A 16,498-nucleotide genomic window follows, 5' to 3' on the forward strand; every position below is an offset into this window, starting at 1 on the left:
TCCCCGCCGGGCCACTGCCCCGCACTGCGCGTGATCCCCGAACGACGGCTGGTCGGCTGCGTGACCCGATCGGCTGAAGTCCTCGCGCATACCGGGGTGTCCGAGTAGATTTCTGCCGTCATTCAACAGAAGGTGACCACTTTCATGAGACCGAACTGATCCTTCCCGGCGTCGAGAACCCGTGGAACCTTCCCCGGCGCGGGAGCGTTCGCAACGGACCGGATGTCCCGGTCATGCAGGCAGGAGGTAATCGCCGTGCCCGTCGAACCTGTCCTTGTCACCGGCGCCAGCGGCGGCGTCGGCGGAGTCGGACGAAGGATCCTGGAACGGTTGCGGGCACAGAACGTGCCCGTCAGGGCTCTCGTGCACCACGACGATGAACGCGCCTCGGAACTGAGGACGATGGGCGGCGTGGAGGTGATGGTCGGTGACCTCACCCGTGGTGCGGACGTGGTCAAGGCGCTGGCCGGCTGCCACCGGGCCTACTTCGGAATGAGCGTGTCGCCCGCCTACCTGGAGGCCGCGGCGACGGTGGCGGCCGCCGCCCGGGAGAGCGCCGGCCTGGAACTGCTGGTGAGCATCTCGCAGATGACCGTCTCGCAGATGGACCTCACCAGCGACGCCGAGTCCCGGCAGCAGCGACTGCACTACCTCGCCGAGCACATCCTCGACTGGTCCGGGGCACCGGTCGTCCACGTCCGGCCCACCGTGTTCATGGAGAATCCGCTCTTCGCCAGGGTGGCGGCCGCTTCGATCCGACAGGACGGCACGATCCGCCTCCCCTTCGGCCCGGCCCGAACCTCACCGGTCGCCGCCGCCGACGTGGCCGAGGTCATCACAACACTCCTGCTCGACCCTGCCCCTCGAACCCACCGCGTCTACGAACTGACCGGGGCTCAATCCCGCGACATGACAGCCATCGCGGCCGAGTTCTCCGCTGCCCTGGGCCGCGACGTGACCTACGTCGATGTGCCCTACCGGGAGTGGCTGGAGCACCACCTCAAGAACCAAGGCCTGCCGGACCACGTGTTCGAGCACATCGCCACGATGGCCAGGCTGCATGGCGAGAACCGATACGACCGGGCGACGAACGATGTCGCCGAACTTCTTGGTCGCCCCCCACTGGGATTCGACACCGTGATCAAGGACATGATCGCCCGGCAACCATGACCGGCCGGTGATCCAGTGCCGCTGCCGTGCCGGTATGAGCGCCCCGCACGGCGGGCCGACGTCGTCGATCAGGCCGCACATCGTCAGAGGAGTACCGTGAAGATCTCCAGTGCATTTGCCTCTTCCTTGGACGCACCCGCTCACATCGCTGTCGCCGAGCGGCTCGGCTACGAGCGTGCGTGGCTCTACGACACTCCCCACCAGAGCCCCGATGTGTGGATGCTGCTGGCTCTCGCCGCCGAACGCACCGAGCGCATCGGCCTCGGGCCAGGAGTGCTGGTACCGACTCTCCGCCACCCCATGGTCAACGCGGCCGGGGCCGCCGGTCTGGCCGCCCTCGCCCCGGGAAGGGCCGCTGTCGCCTTCGGAACCGGTTTCACCAGTGCACGCGCCATGGGAGCCAAGCCCGCCACGTGGGCATATCTCCGCGAATACATCACCGCGTTCCGAGGCCTGCTCGCGGGGGAGACCGTGGAATGGCAAGGCACCCGCCTCCGCATGATGCATCCGTCCGGCCATGCCCCCGAGCGCCCGATCGACATCCCGGTCGCCATCTCGGCCACGGGACCCAAGGGGCTCGCCATCGCCCGTGAGCTGGGCGACGGGCTCTTCTCCGTCAACGAGGAAACGTCGGGCGCCAGGGACTTCTCCTGGGCGGCGCTGACCATTCACGGCACGGTACTGGCCGAGGGCGAGGCGCTGAACTCGCCGCACGTCATGGCCGCGGCGGGCCCGGGGAACGCGCTGGCCTACCACTTCCTTCACGAAGCCCGCCAGGACGTGCGCAACCTGCCAGGCGGCGAGCAGTGGCTGAAGTCGATCGAGCGCACTGCTTCGCAAGACAGTCACCTGGCCATCCACGAACAGCACTTGGTCGGGCTGAACGAGGCCGACCGCGCCGCCTGGCACGCCGGAAGCTGGGAGGCGGTTCCGCGCACGACGTTCACGGGAACCCGCGAAGAGGTTCGGCGGCGTCTTGCCGAGGTCGCCGAAGCAGGCGTGACCGAACTGATCTACCAGCCCAGCGGACCCGACATCCCCGCCGAGCTCGAGGCATTCCTCGGGGCCGCGACGGGGCTCTGACCACGGCCCGGCTGTTCAGAGCCGTGCCGGCGCGAGGATGAGGGCATGGATGTTCGTCAGCTGGAGTATTTCCTCGCGATTGTGGATCACGGTGGTTTCAACCGGGCGGCGTCGGCCCTCTACCTGTCGCAGCCTTCACTGTCCCAGGCTGTGCAGGCGTTGGAGCGGGATCTGGGCAGCAGCCTGTTCCACCGGATCGGCCGCCGGGTCGTGCTGACCGAGGCAGGTACGGCGTTGATCGAACCTGCGCGGGCGGCCGTGCGGAGTCTGGAGACGGCCCGCGCCAGTGTCGCCGCCGTGCACGAACTCCGTGAGGGGCGACTGGACATCGGCGCCATGCCGTCTCAGGCGGTAGAGCCGCTGACCACGATGATCCGCAGTTTCAGCGGCCGGTACCCCGGCGTGTCGGTGAACATCAGGGCCGCCTTCACCTCGCGCGGTGTCATCGACATGGTGCGTACCGGTGCTGCCGAGCTGGGTCTCCTCGCGACGTCCGGTCCCGTTGCCGACAAGGAGGTGATCTCGCATACCGCGGGCGAGCAGCGTTTCGTGCTGATCACTCCTCCCAGTGGGCCGTTCCCGGGGGACCGGGCGGTTTCCTGTGAGGAACTGGCCGGACAGCGGCTGATCGTGGGGCAGCGGGGTACCGGGATGCGTGCGTACGTGGACGGGCTGCGCGAGCGGGGCATCGGCTTCACCATCGCGGCGGAGACCGAACACCGGGTGGCGATCCTGCCCCTGGTGCTCGCGGGGGTCGGGCTGGCCGTGGTCACGGAGTCCTGGCGCACGATGGCCGAGCGCGCCGGCGCGCTGGTCCTGGACATCGAGCCGAAAACGACGCTGCAGATCGCCCTGGTCAGCCGGCGCGCCGAGCAGTCGCCGGCCGCTCGGGCCTTCCTGGACTGCGCGCTTGCCGCCGTCGAGGGCTCATAGGCACGGCTTATAAGGCAGATCAGCGACGCGTCTTGGACGGCTCCGTGTCCTGATTGCTGCAATCAGGACATGACCCGCCACCCCATCGCTCTCATCCCCGGAGACGGCATCGGAGCCGAGGTCCTGCCGCCCGCCCGGCAGGTTCTCGACGCCGTCGGCGCCCGCCACGGCTTCGGCTTCTCCTACACCTCCTACGACTGGTCGTGCGAGCGGTATGTCCGCGAGGGCGCGATGATGCCCGAGGACGGTCTCGACCAGCTACGGGACAAGGAGGCCATCCTGCTCGGCGCGGTCGGCTACCCGGGAGTGCCCGACCACGTCTCCCTGTGGGGACTGCTGATTCCGATCCGGCGGAGCTTTCGCCAATACGTCAGCCTCCGCCCGATCCGTGTCTTCGAGGGGGTCGACAGCCCGCTGCGGGCTGCCGCACCGCAAGAAGTCGACTTCGTCGTCGTCCGCGAGAACGTCGAGGGCGAGTACAGCGAGATCGGCGGCCGGCTGAACCGGGGCTTTCCGGAGGAGATGGCCGTGCAGGAAGCCGTGTTCACCCGCGCCGGAGTGACCCGCGTCCTCGACTACGCTTTCGAGCTGGCCGCGCAGCGCGGCGGAAGGCTCACCTCGGCCACCAAGTCCAACGGCATCATGCACACCCTGCCATTCTGGGACGAACTGGTCGCCGAGCGCGGCGCGGACCACCCACAGGTGACCTGGGACCAGGAACACATCGACGCGCTGGCCGCCAAGTTCGTCCTCGACCCGGCCCGCTTCGACGTGGTGGTCGCCTCCAACCTCTTCGGCGACATCCTCAGCGATCTGGCCGCCGCCGTGGCCGGCTCCATCGGGATCGCCCCGGCCGCCAACCTCAACCCGGAGCGCGAATTCCCCTCGATGTTCGAGCCGGTCCACGGCTCGGCCCCCGACATCGCGGGCCGCGGCATCGCCAATCCCCTAGGGGCGATCTGGTCGGCCGCCATGATGCTCGACCACCTCGGCCACAGCGAGGCGGCCAAGGACGTCACCGACGCCATCGCCAGGGTGCTCGCCAAGACCGACCTGCGCACCCCCGACCTCGGCGGCAACGCCACCACGACCGAGTTCACCGAGAAGCTCCTCGAACTGCTCTGACACCGCGCACGGCCGGGGCGGCACGGACGACCCCGCCCCGGCCGCCCACCGCAGAACGGCCGTCCCGCACAGGACCCCGTATCTGTTCCGCCGCCCAGCCGCGCCTCCCCACCGGCCGCCGCTCCGGCAGGCCGCATCGCGTCCCGGCTGCATCCACGGTCCTCGACGAGGAGAACGCCATGGCAGCAATCGCGTCCGCCACCCACAGCACGTCTCCTGCCGCACCGCCGTCCAAGCCCTGGCACAAACAGCTGTACTTCTGGGTCCTGACCGCGATCGTCGCCGGCATCCTGACCGGCTGGCTCCGGCCCTCCGTGGGCGCTGCCCTCGAACCGGTCGGCACCACCTTCGTCTCCGCCATCAAAATGCTGATCACGCCGATCGTCTTCCTGACGATCGTCGCCGGCATCGGCGGTGCCGACAGTCTGCGCCGCGTCGGCAGGGTCGGCCTGAAATCCCTCGTCTACTTTCAGGCAGGGACTCTGGCCGCGCTCGCTGTCGGACTGATCGCGGTCAACCTTTTCCAGCCCGGTGCCGGGGTCCACGCCCACCCCGGCGACCTCCAGTTGTCCGGCAACGCCGCTCAGTACGTCAAGGACGGCGAGAACCAGAGCTGGTGGCACCTCCTCACCGACATCGTGCCCTCCAGCGCAGTCGGAGCGTTCGCCGAGGGCAGCATCCTCCAAGTCATCTTCTTCGCAGTCCTGTTCGGCGCCGCGCTCAAAGCCGTGGGGCCTGTGGGCGCGCCTCTCGTCGACGGCATCAACCGGCTGAGCACGGTCGTCTTCAAGATCCTTCACTACATCATGCTCGCCGCCCCGGTCGGTGCCTTCGGCGCCATGGCCTACACCATCGGCACCTACGGCATCTCGACCCTCACCAGCCTCGGCCGGCTCATCGGCCTCTTCTACGGCACGTCCCTGTTCTTCGTCGTGGTCATCCTCGGCGGCGTCCTCGCCCTGCTGAGGATCAACGTCTTCCGACTGCTGCGCTACCTGCGCGAGGAATTCCTCATCGTCCTGGGCACCTCGTCCTCCGAGAGCGTCCTGCCCCGTGTCATGACCAAACTCGAAGGACTGGGCATCCGACGCGACATCGTCGGCCTGACCGTGCCGACCGGATACTCCTTCAACCTCGACGGCAGCTCCATCTACCTCTCCCTGGCCGCCGTCTACATCGCCCAGGCCACCGACACCCCCCTCACCATCGGCCGGCAACTCGGCCTGCTCGCCGTCATGATCCTGACTTCCAAAGGCTCCGGAGGCGTCACCGGCGCCGGCTTCATCGCCCTGGCCGCCACCCTCTCCACCGTCGGCACCGTCCCCGCCGCAGGCATCATGCTCATCTTCGGCATCGACAAGTTCATGTCCGAATGCCGCGCCCTGACCAACCTCGCGGGCAACAGCGTCGCCACACTCGTCGTCGCCCGCTGGGAACGCGTCCTGGACACCGCGCGCGTCAACCGCGTCCTGCACACCCGAACCCCAGAGCCCGCCCCGGAAGCGGAGCAGCCGCAGCACGCCGACGCCACTCCTGCCCTCACCAAGACATGACCCCGAGGCGTCTTCATGGCGGGGGCTGTAAAACGCACATCCTTTGCGGCTTCGGCCATCGCCAGATCTCCTTCGAAGTCCCAGACGCCGGGCGGTGGTAGGGCATCCGTCCGGCGCCCACGCGACCGTCACCACCACGAGTGCCGGGGCCGCCCACGCGGTCTATGGGCAGGCGTCACAGGCCCGGCTCATCAGAGGTGTCATGGCCCCGGCACTCGAACAACCCGGTGACGCCCTCTCGGACGTCACGTGATCTCTGAAAACGAATTAGGCGGTGGTGAGCTGGTGGTGGAGCTGGAGGAGTTCTTCGACGTGCCGGATCTCGGTGATCTGGCCGTCGCTCACGCGCATGAGGTCGGTGCCGGTGAAGGACACGGGGCGTCCGGTGGCGGGGGTGCCGAACCAGTCGCCGGTGTGGGTGGCGGTCATGCGCCAGTGGCTGACCACTCAGCCGTCCCCGGTCTCCGCCTGGTAGATCACTTCATGGCGGGTGCCGGTGAATCCGTCGCGGACGGCGGCGACCAGGATGCGCATGCCGTCGATGCCCGAGGCGGCGCCCGGGACGGGGTTGTGGTCGGCCAGGCCGGGGGACAGGACCTCGTCGAGGCCGGCTGAGGTCTTGAGCGGCAGGGAACGTCGACGGGTGTGATGTCACTTCCAGCGTCGGGTGGCCTGCTTCCCAGAGGCTTGCCGCAAAAACCGGCACCGGTCACGCCCGCACCGCACCGATCCGGGCGACGTCGTCGACTGCTCACAGGCGGGTAGTGAACCGGCCGTCGGGCAGTTTCCGCAGCCAGCTGCGGTCGGCCAGCCTGACCAGCCTCCCGCGCAGCGGCTCCAGCTTGGCCCGCACGCTGACGTCCACTCCCAGCACTTCGCCGACCTGCCGGGCCATGACCGGTCCGGCAGCCTGCCGCACGGCGGCCAGGATGCGCTGGTAGTCCGGCGGGAGCATGGTCTCCTCCACGTCCGGCGTGCGGTGCGGGATCAGCATTACCGCCTGACCGCCCACCTGCCCGGGCATCGGCGCGGCTGCGGCACGCTCGTCGGCGAGCTGCTCGCTCACCCGCTCAAGGACCCGTTCGGCGACGACGAGCTCGTCCCGCTCGGCCCGCACCTCCGCCAGCTGCTTGACCAGCTGTTCCTCGAGTTCGTCCAGTTCAGCACGCCGCGCAGTGATCCGTTCCAGCAGCTCGGGATCCAGCATGCACCGGATCGTAGCGGCAGATGATCTACTCCACGGACTGCCGCTCACGACCAGCACGAGCACCGGTCACACCATCCCTCTGACCTGCTACTTCAGGTTGGCGGAGGCTCAGTGAACAAGCATCGGCCCACTGGGACGAGCTGTACGTGGAGCGGGTGCGGACGCGGTGACTTCGCCCTGACCCCGGTTACCGAACGGCCCGCCGTGAAGTGGCAGTTTTCGGGGCTGAGCAAGGCCCGGATCCGGGGTCGGTCACATGGGGCTGGGACAAGACGGTCCGTTACAACCACGGCCGGTACACGGTGCGTCTGGTGATGCGCAGCGCGCTCTGACTGGGACGGCTTCCGGCCTGGGCCATGGGCGCCGGCCGGTGCGTGATCGGGGTGGGATGTGCGACGGTTGGCGGCTGACCCCGGGTGGTGGCGGGCGTGACGATGGCCGGTATGGATCCCGAACTCGAAGCATTCATCCCGCTGTTCCCCCGGGCCGACATGACCGACCCGGTCGCCGCGCGTGAGAAGTTCGCCGGGCTGGCCGCCGCGGTGCCCGCACCGGACATCGCGGGCCTGGAGGTCGAGGACCGTACGGTGCCCGCCCGTCCGGACGTGCCGGTGCGGATCTACCGCCCGCACCCGGCACAGGGCGCCGTCGTCTGGCTGCACGGCGGCGGATTCGTCATGGGCGGCCTGGACACCGAACACCCGTGGGCCACCCGGATCGCCGACGGCTCCGGCGCCGTGGTGATCTCGGTCGGCTACCGCCTGGCCCCCGAACACCCCTTCCCCGCCGCCCCCGCACGGGCCACCGACCTCTCCGGCCTGCCACCCGCCTACATCGCCACCGCGGAATACTGCCCCAACCGCGACGAAGACATCCACTACGCGCTGCGCCTGCTACAGGCAGGAGTAGCGGTCGAACTTCACCAATGGCCCGGCACCTTCCACGGATCCCAGGCCATCCTGTCCGCCGAAAACTCCGCAGTCCTGCGCCGCGCCCTGGCCGAGTGAGCCGTGCATGTCGAAAAGCACGGGGAAAGTCCCCGCCGAAATTGATCATGAAGGGACGGATACCTTGAAGATCCGACTGGTGATATGTGGAAGCGCGGCCGTGCTGAGCGTTTGTGCGGGCACGGTGGCGGCAGTTCCCGGGCCCAACGGGACAAGGGCTGTGCCGGCCGGCAGCACAAGCCTGTCGACCGGCTTCGATCCCGCGGAGCTGAAGTCCGCGCTGAAGTCCGCCATGGACGGTGTCCACCGCGCGGGGATGCCGGGAGTGTACGCAGAGGTGCGCGATACCGGCCGGACATGGCGCGGCGCTTCCGGGGTCGCCGACGTCAGGACCGGCCGTCCCGTGACGCCCGGCATGCGGCAGCGCGTCGGCAGCGTCACCAAGACCTTCACCGCCGCCGCAATCATGCAGCAGGTCGAGCAGAGCCGGATCCGGCTCGATGCACCGATCGGCGACTATCTGCCGCGGCTGGTGCCGGGGGAGCGCGGCAATAAGATCACGGTTCGGATGCTGCTCAACCACACCAGCGGCATCCCTGATTACGTCCCCTATGCATTCCCGTCCCTCCAGGGGCTCCCTTCCCGGCCGGACGCCTCGCCCAAGAGCCTGGACGACAACCGTTTCAGGCAGTTCCGCCCGGCTGAGCTGATCAAGATGGGACTCACAGCGCCTCCCACCGGCGAGCCCGGAGGCCCGACAGGGGTGTACTCCAACACCAACTACCTGCTCCTCGGCCAGCTCCTGGAGAAGGTGACCGGTACCACGGCCGAGGAGTACATCACCCGGAACGTCATCGAGCGTGCCGGGCTCCGGTACACCGGGTTTCCGACCGGGCCGCGTATCGAGGGACCGCACTCGCGGATGTACGAGGCCCTGTACGGCTTGATCGACCCGCCGCGCGACTACAGCGTCTACAACATGTCCTGGACGGGGACGGGGGCTGCTCTGGTATCGACCATGGAGGACCTCAACCGTTTCTACGGCAAGCTGCTCGACGGCAGGATCGTCAACCAGTCGTCGCTGGCGCAGATGCAGCGCACGGTCCCGGTCCGTGCCCTGGACGGATCGACGATCGAGTACGGCCTCGGCCTGCACAAAGTCAGCATCCCGGGTTGCGGCACCTTCTGGGGCCACGACGGCACGGTCTGGGGGGCCGGAACGATGTCCCTGACCCGCGCCGACGGCAAGCGACAGATGTCCGTCGCGATGAACCTCGTGAGGTGGAACAAGCCGGACTCTTCGGGGAAGCCGCAGCACCACCCCATCGACGACGCGCTATCGACCTTGTATCAGCAAGCGATGTGCGGTAGCGGAAATGCCCAGGCCAAGAATGCCTCGCGGGTCCCGGTGTTCGGCTCATCGCCAGAGTTGCCGCACGTTCACGAACCAAGGGCGCACGTGCTCCCGGGCTCGGGCGGCTGACGGGGGGACGGGCTCCGCCGCCCGTCGGAGGTCTGTGGCTGCCGCGTACACACGGCTGACACAAGACTGTCACGCATGCACTGGAATGCGCGGCTGCCTACCGGTGGTTCGTGGCGACATGACTGTTGGAGTTGCACTCGCCGCGACCGGTGCCGGTAACCAGATCGACGCCACCGTGCGGCTCGCCAAGGAAGCCGCGACCGCGGGGTTGCGGTCCGCCTGGTTCGGGCAGAATTTCGGCGCCGACTCGCCTCAGCTCGCGGCCATCGTCGGGCGCGAGGTACCGGACCTGCAGGTGGGCACGTCCGCGATCCCTGTCTTCGGCCGCCACCCGCTGATCGTCTCCAGCCAGGCCCAGACCGCACAGGCAGCCACGCACGGCCGCTACCACCTCGGACTCGCGCTCGGCACCAGACTCCTGACCGAATCCGGCTTCGGTATCACGTTCGAGCGGCCCATCGCCCGCTTGCGTGAGTTCCTCGTCGCACTGCGGCAGTTGACCGAGACCGGCACTGCCGACTTTCACGGCGAACTACTGACCGCGACCACACCGATCCCCGCGCGCGTACCGGGTGCCGAGGCCGGTGTGCCCTTGCTCGTCGCCGCGATGGGCCCGCAGGCGCTGCGCGTCAGCGGTGAGTTGGCGGACGGGATCCTGCCGTATCTCGCCGGGCCTCGCGCCCTGGCCGAGCACATTGTCCCGGCCCTCACCGCGGCGGCGAACGCCGCGGGCCGCCCCGCTCCCCGTATCGTGGCGCTCGTGCCCGGGGTGGTGACCGACGATGTCGACTCCGTGCGTGCGAAGTTCGCCGAGCAACTCGCGTTCTACGAGCAGATTCCGTCCTATGCGCGGGTCATCGAGCTCTCCGGTGGCAAGCGGGCCGCAGATGTGGCGGTGATCGGCGACGAGGAGACGGTAGCCGCCGAGGTGCGACGCTACCGGGACGCCGGGGCGACAGAGGTGGTGTTCTCGGGCACGGACATCGCAGGGGATGCCGACCGGCACCGCACCTGGAACCTGCTGGGGGAACTGGCGGGCTGAACGCCACTGCTGGGGAGGGGCTTGTGCGGTTGTCGGCGGGTCGGCTGGCCGGCTCGACCGGGCGGCTGGTCCTCAAGGCGTTCCTCCAGCGTCAGCGGCTGATGAAGTGCGTCCTTGGGCCCGTCCTCGAGGGCGGGTTCACCGGCTGTCTCGGGCACGGGAAGAACTGAGAGGGCCTCCGGCAGCATCCGCAGCGGCATCCGTTTCAGGATCGTGGTGGCCGAGGTCGGGGTTGATCGCTGCCCAGATGTGGTCGGCCTGCCTGTGCGGGGCCGGTACGTGTCGCGTGGGGGAGCGGCGCTCCGGAAGCCGGTGGGGCGCCCCGGCAGGGGCATGGGCGCACGCAGGCTCGCAGAACTGCAACATCGGCCTGGACCTGGCCCAGATCTCGCCGTACTTGACCGAGCACATCAACCGGTTCGGTGCCTGCTCCACTCACGAGCTCGGCATCACCCCGGACACCTACGACACCCGTCTCGATGTCGACTTCAGCGTGCTGGAGGACGAACAGGCCCCGGCCGCGTGAGGGCAGGGGTGCGGGTCTCAGGGGCCGGGCGCCCGGCCCCTTCCCGGGCGGCCGGCCGCGTGGATCTCTATGCCTTTGGTCCACCCTGCGAATCGTCTTTGGGGACGAGGGGACGGGCTGGAGCGTGGCCGAAGCTGGAAGGGCCGGGAGACGCGGGCGACGGGGCGCGGCTCCGGGCGCAGACACCGCGATCGTGAGGCACCGCGCGTCTTTCCGACAAGCCGTCGTCATCTGAGAGAGGGGGCGCCCGTGGGGCTCGCCAGCTACGTCACCGACTTTGCCCGTGGCAATGTCGCCTTTGTCCTGCAGGCAGCGGCGATCGCCGCCGGCTCCGGTGCACTGATCTGCTTCGCCCTGCGCCGGCGATCTCCGCGGGCGCTGTGGTGGGCACTGACCGCCGCCTCTGTCATCGGCATCCTCGCCGTCACCCTCCGGCCGGCCGGAGGGTATGTACAGTCCGGGGCTTCCTGCGTCGTGCGCGGCATCGACCTGGAATTCTTCACGGCATCGGACATGCCCGGGAACATCGCGCTGTTCGTCCCACTCGGCCTGTCCGCCATGCTGGCCACCCGCAGGCCGTGGCCGGCCATCGGCTTCGGTGCCGCTCTGTCCGCGCTGATCGAGGCCACCCAGGCCGTACTCACCGGCATCGGCCGCGAATGCGACTCCTCTGACTGGCTGATGAACACCGTCGGTGCCGCACTCGGCGCCGCCCTCGCCTGGTTGTACTGCACCAGGATCGAGCCGCGCCGGACCGGCGTCGGCCGCCGGGACCGGGCCCTGCCCGCACGTCGCCGCTGACCCGACCGCGCGGGCCGGCACCAGGCCCGTCCGGCTCTGCCTCCCTGGCCCGGGCCGTGCGGCCTCGCACGCAGCCCTCGTCCTCGTAAGAGAAAGAATCAGGACATGACCCGCACCCGTACCCGCTCCTCGATCGCCGCCGTGTCGGCGGGCGTCGGCCTGGTCACCTTTGCGCTGACCGGCTGCGGCGCGTTCGACAACGTTTCCGACAGAGCCCGCAAGACAGCCGGGCAGATGCCGGCATCCGCTTCCGCGAAGGTCGAACTGAGTGGCCAGACCCCCTCCGGTGCAGAACTCGGCTCGACCGGGACTGTCCGCTGGTCCGAGGGCAAGCAGGACTACGACGTCGTCATCAGCGGCAAGAAGCGGCGCGTCGTGTCCGCAGCGGGCACCCAGTACCGCGAGCTGACAGCGCGCGAGGCGGAGCGCGTGAGGGGCAAGAGCTGGGTGACGCTGAGCGAGGGGCCCGGCAAGGGGGTGCTCGGTGCGGCCCCCGGCCCGGTGCCGCCCGCCACCCTGCTCGCGGTGCTGTCGACGGGGACTGACATCGCCGCGTCGGGCTGCGCGAGTGGAAGCGGGGAGAGCCGACGTGAAGGCACCAGCTACAAGGGAACCGTCAGCCTGTCGAAGCTCGCCACGACCGACGTGCCCGGGGTCCCGGACACCCGGCGGGACGCCTTCGCCACCTATCTGAAGGCCGCCGGATTCAAGGACGAGGTTCTTCTCGACGCCTGCATCGACAAGAAGAACCTGCCGATCTCCCTCCACGCGGCCTCCAACGGCGAGAACGGTCCTCGCCGGACCTGGTCCTACAGCGGGTTCGACAAGGCCCCCGCCATCGCGCCCCCGCCGGCCGCCGAGGTGGCCTCCCCGGCGGAGGCGGGCAAGCGGTGACCCGTCGGCATGAGCCGTTCCCCAGCGCCCTGCTGCGGCCGAAAGCCGGTCCGGGAACGACAGGTCCGCCTTCCCCCGGCCATGCCCGATACTGATTTATCCGACTACTGATACCCGCCCTGAGTGGCGCTGACGGCCCACGGAGGCACCCCCATGCGCACAGCAGCGCTGCGACTGGGGCTCGACGCGGTGTCCGGCCTCGCGCTCCTCGGGGTGACAGCCATCACGGTACGGGAACTGCGGCCAGGGATCGTCCCGTTCTCGCCATACGGTCTGTGGCTGGCCGCGCCGGCGATTGCCCTGTTTGTGCTGCGCCGCCGCCTGCCCGTTCCGGCGCTGCTGGGCCTGGCTCCCATTCTGGGCGTGGTGCCGCAGGCGGCGCTGCTGACCGCGGTGGTCGCATACGACGGGGGCCGACGGCTGACGGGGGCCTGGCGCCCGACCGCCCTCGTGGCTGCCTGCACCCTCACGATGGCGACCGCCGTCCCGTGGCTGCGGCTGGAGTCGGCCGGGGCACTGACCGTGGCAGGCACCGGGCTGATGCTGGGGCTGATCGCCATCGCCGGTCCGGGCCTGGTGGGCACCACGGTCGGCCAGCAGGAACGTCTCGTGGAGGCGCTGCGCGAGCAGAACAATGCCACCGAGAGCGATGCCCGCCTGACCGAGCGCTCCCGCATCGCCGCCGAGATGCACGACCTGCTCGGCCACCGGCTCAGCCTGATCTCCCTGTACGCCGGCGGGCTGGAACTGGGCGTCGCCAAGCACAGCCCAGGGCTGCAGAACGAGGCCGGCCAGCTGCGCCGTATCGTCGGCACGGCCATGGACGAACTGCGCGAGATCCTCGGCGTGCTCGGCCCCGTCGAGGACAGCCCCACCGACGCCACCGGCACCCGCGCCGACATCGAGGCGCTGGTCGCCGACTCCCGGGCCGCCGCCCAGCCGGTGACCCTGGCCTGGAGCGGCCCCGACCTGACCGAAGCCCCGCCGCGGGTGCGCCGCGCCGTGCACCGCGTGGTACGCGAGGCGCTGACCAACGCCCACCGGCACGCACCGGGCACAGAGGTCGCCGTGTGCGTCGACGCGGCCGCGGATGACGTCACCGTCCGGGTTGTCAACGCCCTCCCCGCCGCCAAGCCTGCGCCCGTCGCCCGGGGGACCGGCCGCGGACTGCTCCAACTGCGGGAGCGGGTGGAGGTGCTGGGCGGCAAGCTGGTCTGCGGCCCCGGACCGGGTACCGGATTCCTGGTCACCGCCCGTATCCCGCTCACCACGGACCGGGGCCCGGCATCCCGGCCGGGGCCCGTACCGGTACGGGAGCGGCTGCGGCTGTTGCCCCGGCTCGCGGCCGGGCTGCTGGGCTTGATCTGCGTGGGCACGCTGCTGCTCGCCGGGCTGAGCGTGGCCAATCGGTACGCCACGGCTGCCCGGGACGCCGCGGCCGCCCGGGAGATCACGTCTGCGACCGTGCCACCGCCTGCCGAACCACGGCTCGGCATGGACCGCGAGGAGGTCGAGCACATCGTCGACGACAACGACCTGGCCCGCGCGGCCGCCGCCGGCCGCGAGCCTCCCCGGCGCGCCGGCGCTGACTGCATCTACCCGCCCCAGGCGACGACCGATATGGAGGGCGGGCTCTACCTGGTCCGCTACTGCTTCACCGACAACCGCCTGACGGAGATCAGGCGGTTCACCGTCCCCCTGGAGTCTCCATGACCATCCGCGTACTGCTGGCCGACGACGAGGCACTGGTCCGTGCCGGGGTGCAGCTCATCCTGCGGCACGCCGAGGACATCGAGGTGGTCGCCGAGGCCGGCGACGGTGCCGAGGCGGTACAGCAGGCCCAGGCGCACCGGCCGGACGTGGCGCTGGTCGACGTGCGCATGCCCGGCACCGACGGCATCGCTGCCGCAGCGGAGCTGGCCGGGCTCGACCTCCCGGTCGCCGTGGTGATGCTGACCACGTTCAACGACCAGGACAACGTCAACCGCGCACTGCTCGCCGGGGCTTCGGGCTTCCTGCTGAAGGACTGCGAACCCGGTGAACTCATCCAGGGCGTACGAGCCGCGGCCGCCGGAGACTCGGTACTTTCCCCCAAGGTCACCCGGCACGTGCTGGACCGGCTACGGGACACCGCCCCCACCGGCACGGGCAACGCACGCGCCGACCGGGCCCGGCAGCGGCTCACCCGCCTGACGGACCGGGAGCGCGAGGTCCTCGCCATGCTCGGCCAGGGCCTGGCCAACACACAGATCGCCGGGCAGCTCGGCATCGAGCCGGGCACAGTGAAAGCCCACATCGGCCGCATCCTGGCCAAGCTCGAAGCAACCAACCGGGTCCAGGCCGCAATCCTCGCCCACGAGGCGGGCCTCACGCCACCCAACCCGGAGAGCTGAATCTCTCCCGTCGGTGGCTGCTGATCCCAGGTATCACCGCGGAGTCGTCGCGGGCGTGGTGTCGGAGCTCCCTCGTGGGGCCGGGGACGGCGGTGCTCCGTTGTGCGCGGAGGTTGCGGCATCGATTCGGGCGCGGGCTCGGCACCACCTTCTACCGGGGTACGGAGAGCGAAGGCGAGATCGCCCTGTTCATGAGCAAGCGACTCAGTAGTGCGGGATGACGAAGTTGAACCCGGCGGCGTTGTGTCCGCTGCCGGCGGGGCAGCGTCCCTTTTCCGGGTAGCCCCAGAAGAACAGTGCGTAGCAGTTGGTGCAGAAGCGCCAATAGGCCTGGGCGTTCGGCGTCTCGACGATGTCGTGCGGGAGCACGAAGTTGAACCCGGCGGCATTGTGCGACCCGCCCATCGGGCACCAGCCGCCGCTGGGGTAGCCGAAGAAGAACATCGTGTAGCAGCGGGTGCAGAAGCGCCAGTTGGCTTGTGTGTTCGAGGTCTCGAGTACGTCGTGCGGGATGTCGAAGTCGTACCCCGCCATGCTGTGGTCCGCCCCGGCCGCGCAGTGGCCGTTGTCCGGGTAGCCGTAGTAGAACATCACGTAACACTTCACGCAGAAGCGCCAGTTGTTCTGACCGTTGACACGGGCGGGCTTGGCCGGCGTGGGTCTTGCCCGGTCCGCTGCTGCGGCGGGGACTTCGGCGGCCGCCACGACGGCGACCAGCCCCGCCGTCACGCCGAACGCCTTGGTGAGGAAGAGCCGCCGGTCGGTGTGGAGGGAATTCTCCGGAGTTTCGAGATGGCCCATGACCTGCTCTCCGAGTGGGTTTCCGCAGGGAGAGGCGGCCCCGGGATGCGGGACCGCCCCAAGTGTCGTGTCCGAGATCAGCAGGCGACCTGGAGGTGGAACGGGCGGTCCTCCAGCCCCATGCCGAGGTTCTTCGTTTCCACGTAGACACCGTTGCCGCTGTTGTGGCCGCCGGCGGTGAAGACCAGGCCCGGGTTGTAGACGAGGTTGTTGGACGGATCGCCCACCGTCGCCACGTAGGAGCAGTAAGCCACGCTCTGGTTGAACGTGACCTCGAATCGGCCGGTGCCGAACTTCGTCATGCCGACGACGTTGCTGCCGCGGACGAAGTTGCCGGAGTAGTCCGTCACCACCCAGAGCCCGGATGACGCCGAGGTGGATTTGGCGGCGGCGCGGTGAGCCGCGGAGTCCGTGGAGTTCGCGGTGGCCGAGGACACCGAAACAGCGACGAGGAGGCCGACGGCCAGGCCGCAGGCGGCCGTTGCGAGACTTCTTGCTGCTCGGGACTTGTGGGAGATCTTGTCGAACATGACGGGCCTC

Annotated in this window: 19 protein-coding genes; 15 read left to right on the forward strand and 4 right to left on the reverse strand. The window is 69.5% G+C overall.

What is annotated here, in order from left to right:
• Positions 1–255 precede the first annotated feature (255 nt).
• The 5 genes from ACWD4A_RS19945 (at position 256) to dctA (ending at position 5,864) form a co-directional block, all read left to right on the forward strand.
• Entirely contained in the window at positions 256–1,170 is a 915-nt protein-coding gene (locus ACWD4A_RS19945; RefSeq protein WP_451195546.1) for an NmrA family NAD(P)-binding protein, read from the forward strand.
• 126 nt (positions 1,171–1,296) lie between these two features.
• Positions 1,297–2,253 carry an LLM class flavin-dependent oxidoreductase gene (locus ACWD4A_RS19950; RefSeq protein WP_451195547.1) on the forward strand — a complete coding sequence of 319 codons (957 nt, stop codon included), beginning with the start codon at positions 1,297–1,299 and terminating at the stop codon, positions 2,251–2,253.
• 45 nt (positions 2,254–2,298) lie between these two features.
• Entirely contained in the window at positions 2,299–3,186 is an 888-nt protein-coding gene (locus ACWD4A_RS19955; RefSeq protein ID WP_451195549.1) for a LysR family transcriptional regulator, read from the forward strand.
• 69 nt (positions 3,187–3,255) lie between these two features.
• Positions 3,256–4,311, forward strand: a complete 1,056-nt coding sequence (locus tag ACWD4A_RS19960) for a tartrate dehydrogenase (RefSeq protein ID WP_451195551.1) — start codon at positions 3,256–3,258, stop codon at positions 4,309–4,311.
• Between the two features lie 179 nt (positions 4,312–4,490).
• Positions 4,491–5,864, forward strand: coding sequence for a C4-dicarboxylate transporter DctA (dctA, locus tag ACWD4A_RS19965; RefSeq protein ID WP_451195553.1), 1,374 nt, complete (start codon positions 4,491–4,493; stop codon positions 5,862–5,864).
• Positions 5,865–6,131: 267 nt separating this feature from the next.
• On the opposite strand, the gene ACWD4A_RS19970 is transcribed toward dctA, so the two are convergent.
• Positions 6,132–6,293, reverse strand: coding sequence for an ester cyclase (locus ACWD4A_RS19970; protein ID WP_451195555.1), 162 nt, complete (start codon positions 6,291–6,293; stop codon positions 6,132–6,134).
• A 6-nt stretch (positions 6,294–6,299) separates the two neighbouring features.
• On the opposite strand from ACWD4A_RS19970, the gene ACWD4A_RS19975 reads away from it, so the two are divergent.
• On the forward strand, positions 6,300–6,479 hold the full coding sequence (locus ACWD4A_RS19975) for a hypothetical protein (protein WP_451195557.1): 180 nt from the start codon (positions 6,300–6,302) through the stop codon (positions 6,477–6,479).
• 136 nt (positions 6,480–6,615) lie between these two features.
• Here ACWD4A_RS19975 and ACWD4A_RS19980 read toward each other — a convergent pair whose 3' ends face one another.
• Complete coding sequence (locus ACWD4A_RS19980) at positions 6,616–7,071, reverse strand: hypothetical protein (protein ID WP_451195559.1); 456 nt, start codon at positions 7,069–7,071, stop codon at positions 6,616–6,618.
• Positions 7,072–7,514: 443 nt separating this feature from the next.
• On the opposite strand from ACWD4A_RS19980, the gene ACWD4A_RS19985 reads away from it, so the two are divergent.
• The 9 genes from ACWD4A_RS19985 to ACWD4A_RS20025 all read left to right on the forward strand — a co-directional run bounded on the left by ACWD4A_RS19985 (position 7,515) and on the right by ACWD4A_RS20025 (position 15,157).
• Entirely contained in the window at positions 7,515–8,078 is a 564-nt protein-coding gene (locus ACWD4A_RS19985; RefSeq protein ID WP_451195561.1) for an alpha/beta hydrolase, read from the forward strand.
• 7 nt (positions 8,079–8,085) lie between these two features.
• Positions 8,086–9,501: a serine hydrolase domain-containing protein gene (locus ACWD4A_RS19990; protein ID WP_451195563.1), complete on the forward strand. Its 1,416-nt coding sequence runs from the start codon at positions 8,086–8,088 to the stop codon at positions 9,499–9,501.
• A 118-nt stretch (positions 9,502–9,619) separates the two neighbouring features.
• Positions 9,620–10,543 (forward strand): LLM class F420-dependent oxidoreductase, encoded by a 924-nt coding sequence (locus ACWD4A_RS19995; RefSeq protein ID WP_451195565.1) that lies wholly within the window; start codon positions 9,620–9,622, stop codon positions 10,541–10,543.
• A gap of 23 nt (positions 10,544–10,566) precedes the next feature.
• Positions 10,567–10,713 (forward strand): hypothetical protein, encoded by a 147-nt coding sequence (locus ACWD4A_RS20000; protein WP_451195567.1) that lies wholly within the window; start codon positions 10,567–10,569, stop codon positions 10,711–10,713.
• Positions 10,714–10,829: 116 nt separating this feature from the next.
• Positions 10,830–11,069, forward strand: a complete 240-nt coding sequence (locus ACWD4A_RS20005; protein ID WP_451195569.1) for a hypothetical protein — start codon at positions 10,830–10,832, stop codon at positions 11,067–11,069.
• Positions 11,070–11,318: 249 nt separating this feature from the next.
• The gene (locus tag ACWD4A_RS20010) at positions 11,319–11,870 is read left to right on the forward strand and encodes a VanZ family protein (protein ID WP_451195571.1); all 552 of its coding nucleotides are present in this window, start codon (positions 11,319–11,321) and stop codon (positions 11,868–11,870) included.
• Between the two features lie 105 nt (positions 11,871–11,975).
• Positions 11,976–12,764, forward strand: coding sequence for a hypothetical protein (locus ACWD4A_RS20015; RefSeq protein ID WP_451195573.1), 789 nt, complete (start codon positions 11,976–11,978; stop codon positions 12,762–12,764).
• Between the two features lie 153 nt (positions 12,765–12,917).
• The gene (locus tag ACWD4A_RS20020; protein WP_451195575.1) at positions 12,918–14,477 is read left to right on the forward strand and encodes a sensor histidine kinase; all 1,560 of its coding nucleotides are present in this window, start codon (positions 12,918–12,920) and stop codon (positions 14,475–14,477) included.
• The gene (locus ACWD4A_RS20025) at positions 14,474–15,157 is read left to right on the forward strand and encodes a response regulator (protein ID WP_451195577.1); all 684 of its coding nucleotides are present in this window, start codon (positions 14,474–14,476) and stop codon (positions 15,155–15,157) included. Before ACWD4A_RS20020 ends, ACWD4A_RS20025 begins: the two co-directional genes overlap by 4 nt.
• A gap of 204 nt (positions 15,158–15,361) precedes the next feature.
• Here the strand turns inward: ACWD4A_RS20025 and ACWD4A_RS20030 are convergent, their stop codons facing one another.
• Both ACWD4A_RS20030 and ACWD4A_RS20035 read right to left on the reverse strand, forming a co-directional pair.
• Complete coding sequence (locus ACWD4A_RS20030; protein WP_451195579.1) at positions 15,362–15,958, reverse strand: hypothetical protein; 597 nt, start codon at positions 15,956–15,958, stop codon at positions 15,362–15,364.
• A gap of 77 nt (positions 15,959–16,035) precedes the next feature.
• Positions 16,036–16,488 (reverse strand): hypothetical protein, encoded by a 453-nt coding sequence (locus ACWD4A_RS20035; protein WP_451195581.1) that lies wholly within the window; start codon positions 16,486–16,488, stop codon positions 16,036–16,038.
• Positions 16,489–16,498 lie beyond the last annotated feature (10 nt).

This window comes from Streptomyces sp. NPDC002537 (assembly GCF_053594975.1).

Excerpts from the sequence above, each read along its gene's own strand:
- ACWD4A_RS19955 (WP_451195549.1), top strand. The coding sequence starts at position 2,299 with ATGGATGTTCGTCAGCTGGAGTATTTCCTCGCGATTGTGGATCACGGT.
- ACWD4A_RS19960 (WP_451195551.1), top strand. The coding sequence starts at position 3,256 with ATGACCCGCCACCCCATCGCTCTCATCCCCGGAGACGGCATCGGAGCC.
- dctA (WP_451195553.1), top strand. The coding sequence starts at position 4,491 with ATGGCAGCAATCGCGTCCGCCACCCACAGCACGTCTCCTGCCGCACCG.
- ACWD4A_RS19970 (WP_451195555.1), bottom strand. The coding sequence starts at position 6,293 with ATGACCGCCACCCACACCGGCGACTGGTTCGGCACCCCCGCCACCGGA.
- ACWD4A_RS19980 (WP_451195559.1), bottom strand. The coding sequence starts at position 7,071 with ATGCTGGATCCCGAGCTGCTGGAACGGATCACTGCGCGGCGTGCTGAA.
- ACWD4A_RS19985 (WP_451195561.1), top strand. The coding sequence starts at position 7,515 with ATGGATCCCGAACTCGAAGCATTCATCCCGCTGTTCCCCCGGGCCGAC.
- ACWD4A_RS19990 (WP_451195563.1), top strand. The coding sequence starts at position 8,086 with ATGTCGAAAAGCACGGGGAAAGTCCCCGCCGAAATTGATCATGAAGGG.
- ACWD4A_RS19995 (WP_451195565.1), top strand. The coding sequence starts at position 9,620 with ATGACTGTTGGAGTTGCACTCGCCGCGACCGGTGCCGGTAACCAGATC.
- ACWD4A_RS20015 (WP_451195573.1), top strand. The coding sequence starts at position 11,976 with ATGACCCGCACCCGTACCCGCTCCTCGATCGCCGCCGTGTCGGCGGGC.
- ACWD4A_RS20020 (WP_451195575.1), top strand. The coding sequence starts at position 12,918 with ATGCGCACAGCAGCGCTGCGACTGGGGCTCGACGCGGTGTCCGGCCTC.
- ACWD4A_RS20025 (WP_451195577.1), top strand. The coding sequence starts at position 14,474 with ATGACCATCCGCGTACTGCTGGCCGACGACGAGGCACTGGTCCGTGCC.
- ACWD4A_RS20030 (WP_451195579.1), bottom strand. The coding sequence starts at position 15,958 with ATGGGCCATCTCGAAACTCCGGAGAATTCCCTCCACACCGACCGGCGG.
- ACWD4A_RS20035 (WP_451195581.1), bottom strand. The coding sequence starts at position 16,488 with ATGTTCGACAAGATCTCCCACAAGTCCCGAGCAGCAAGAAGTCTCGCA.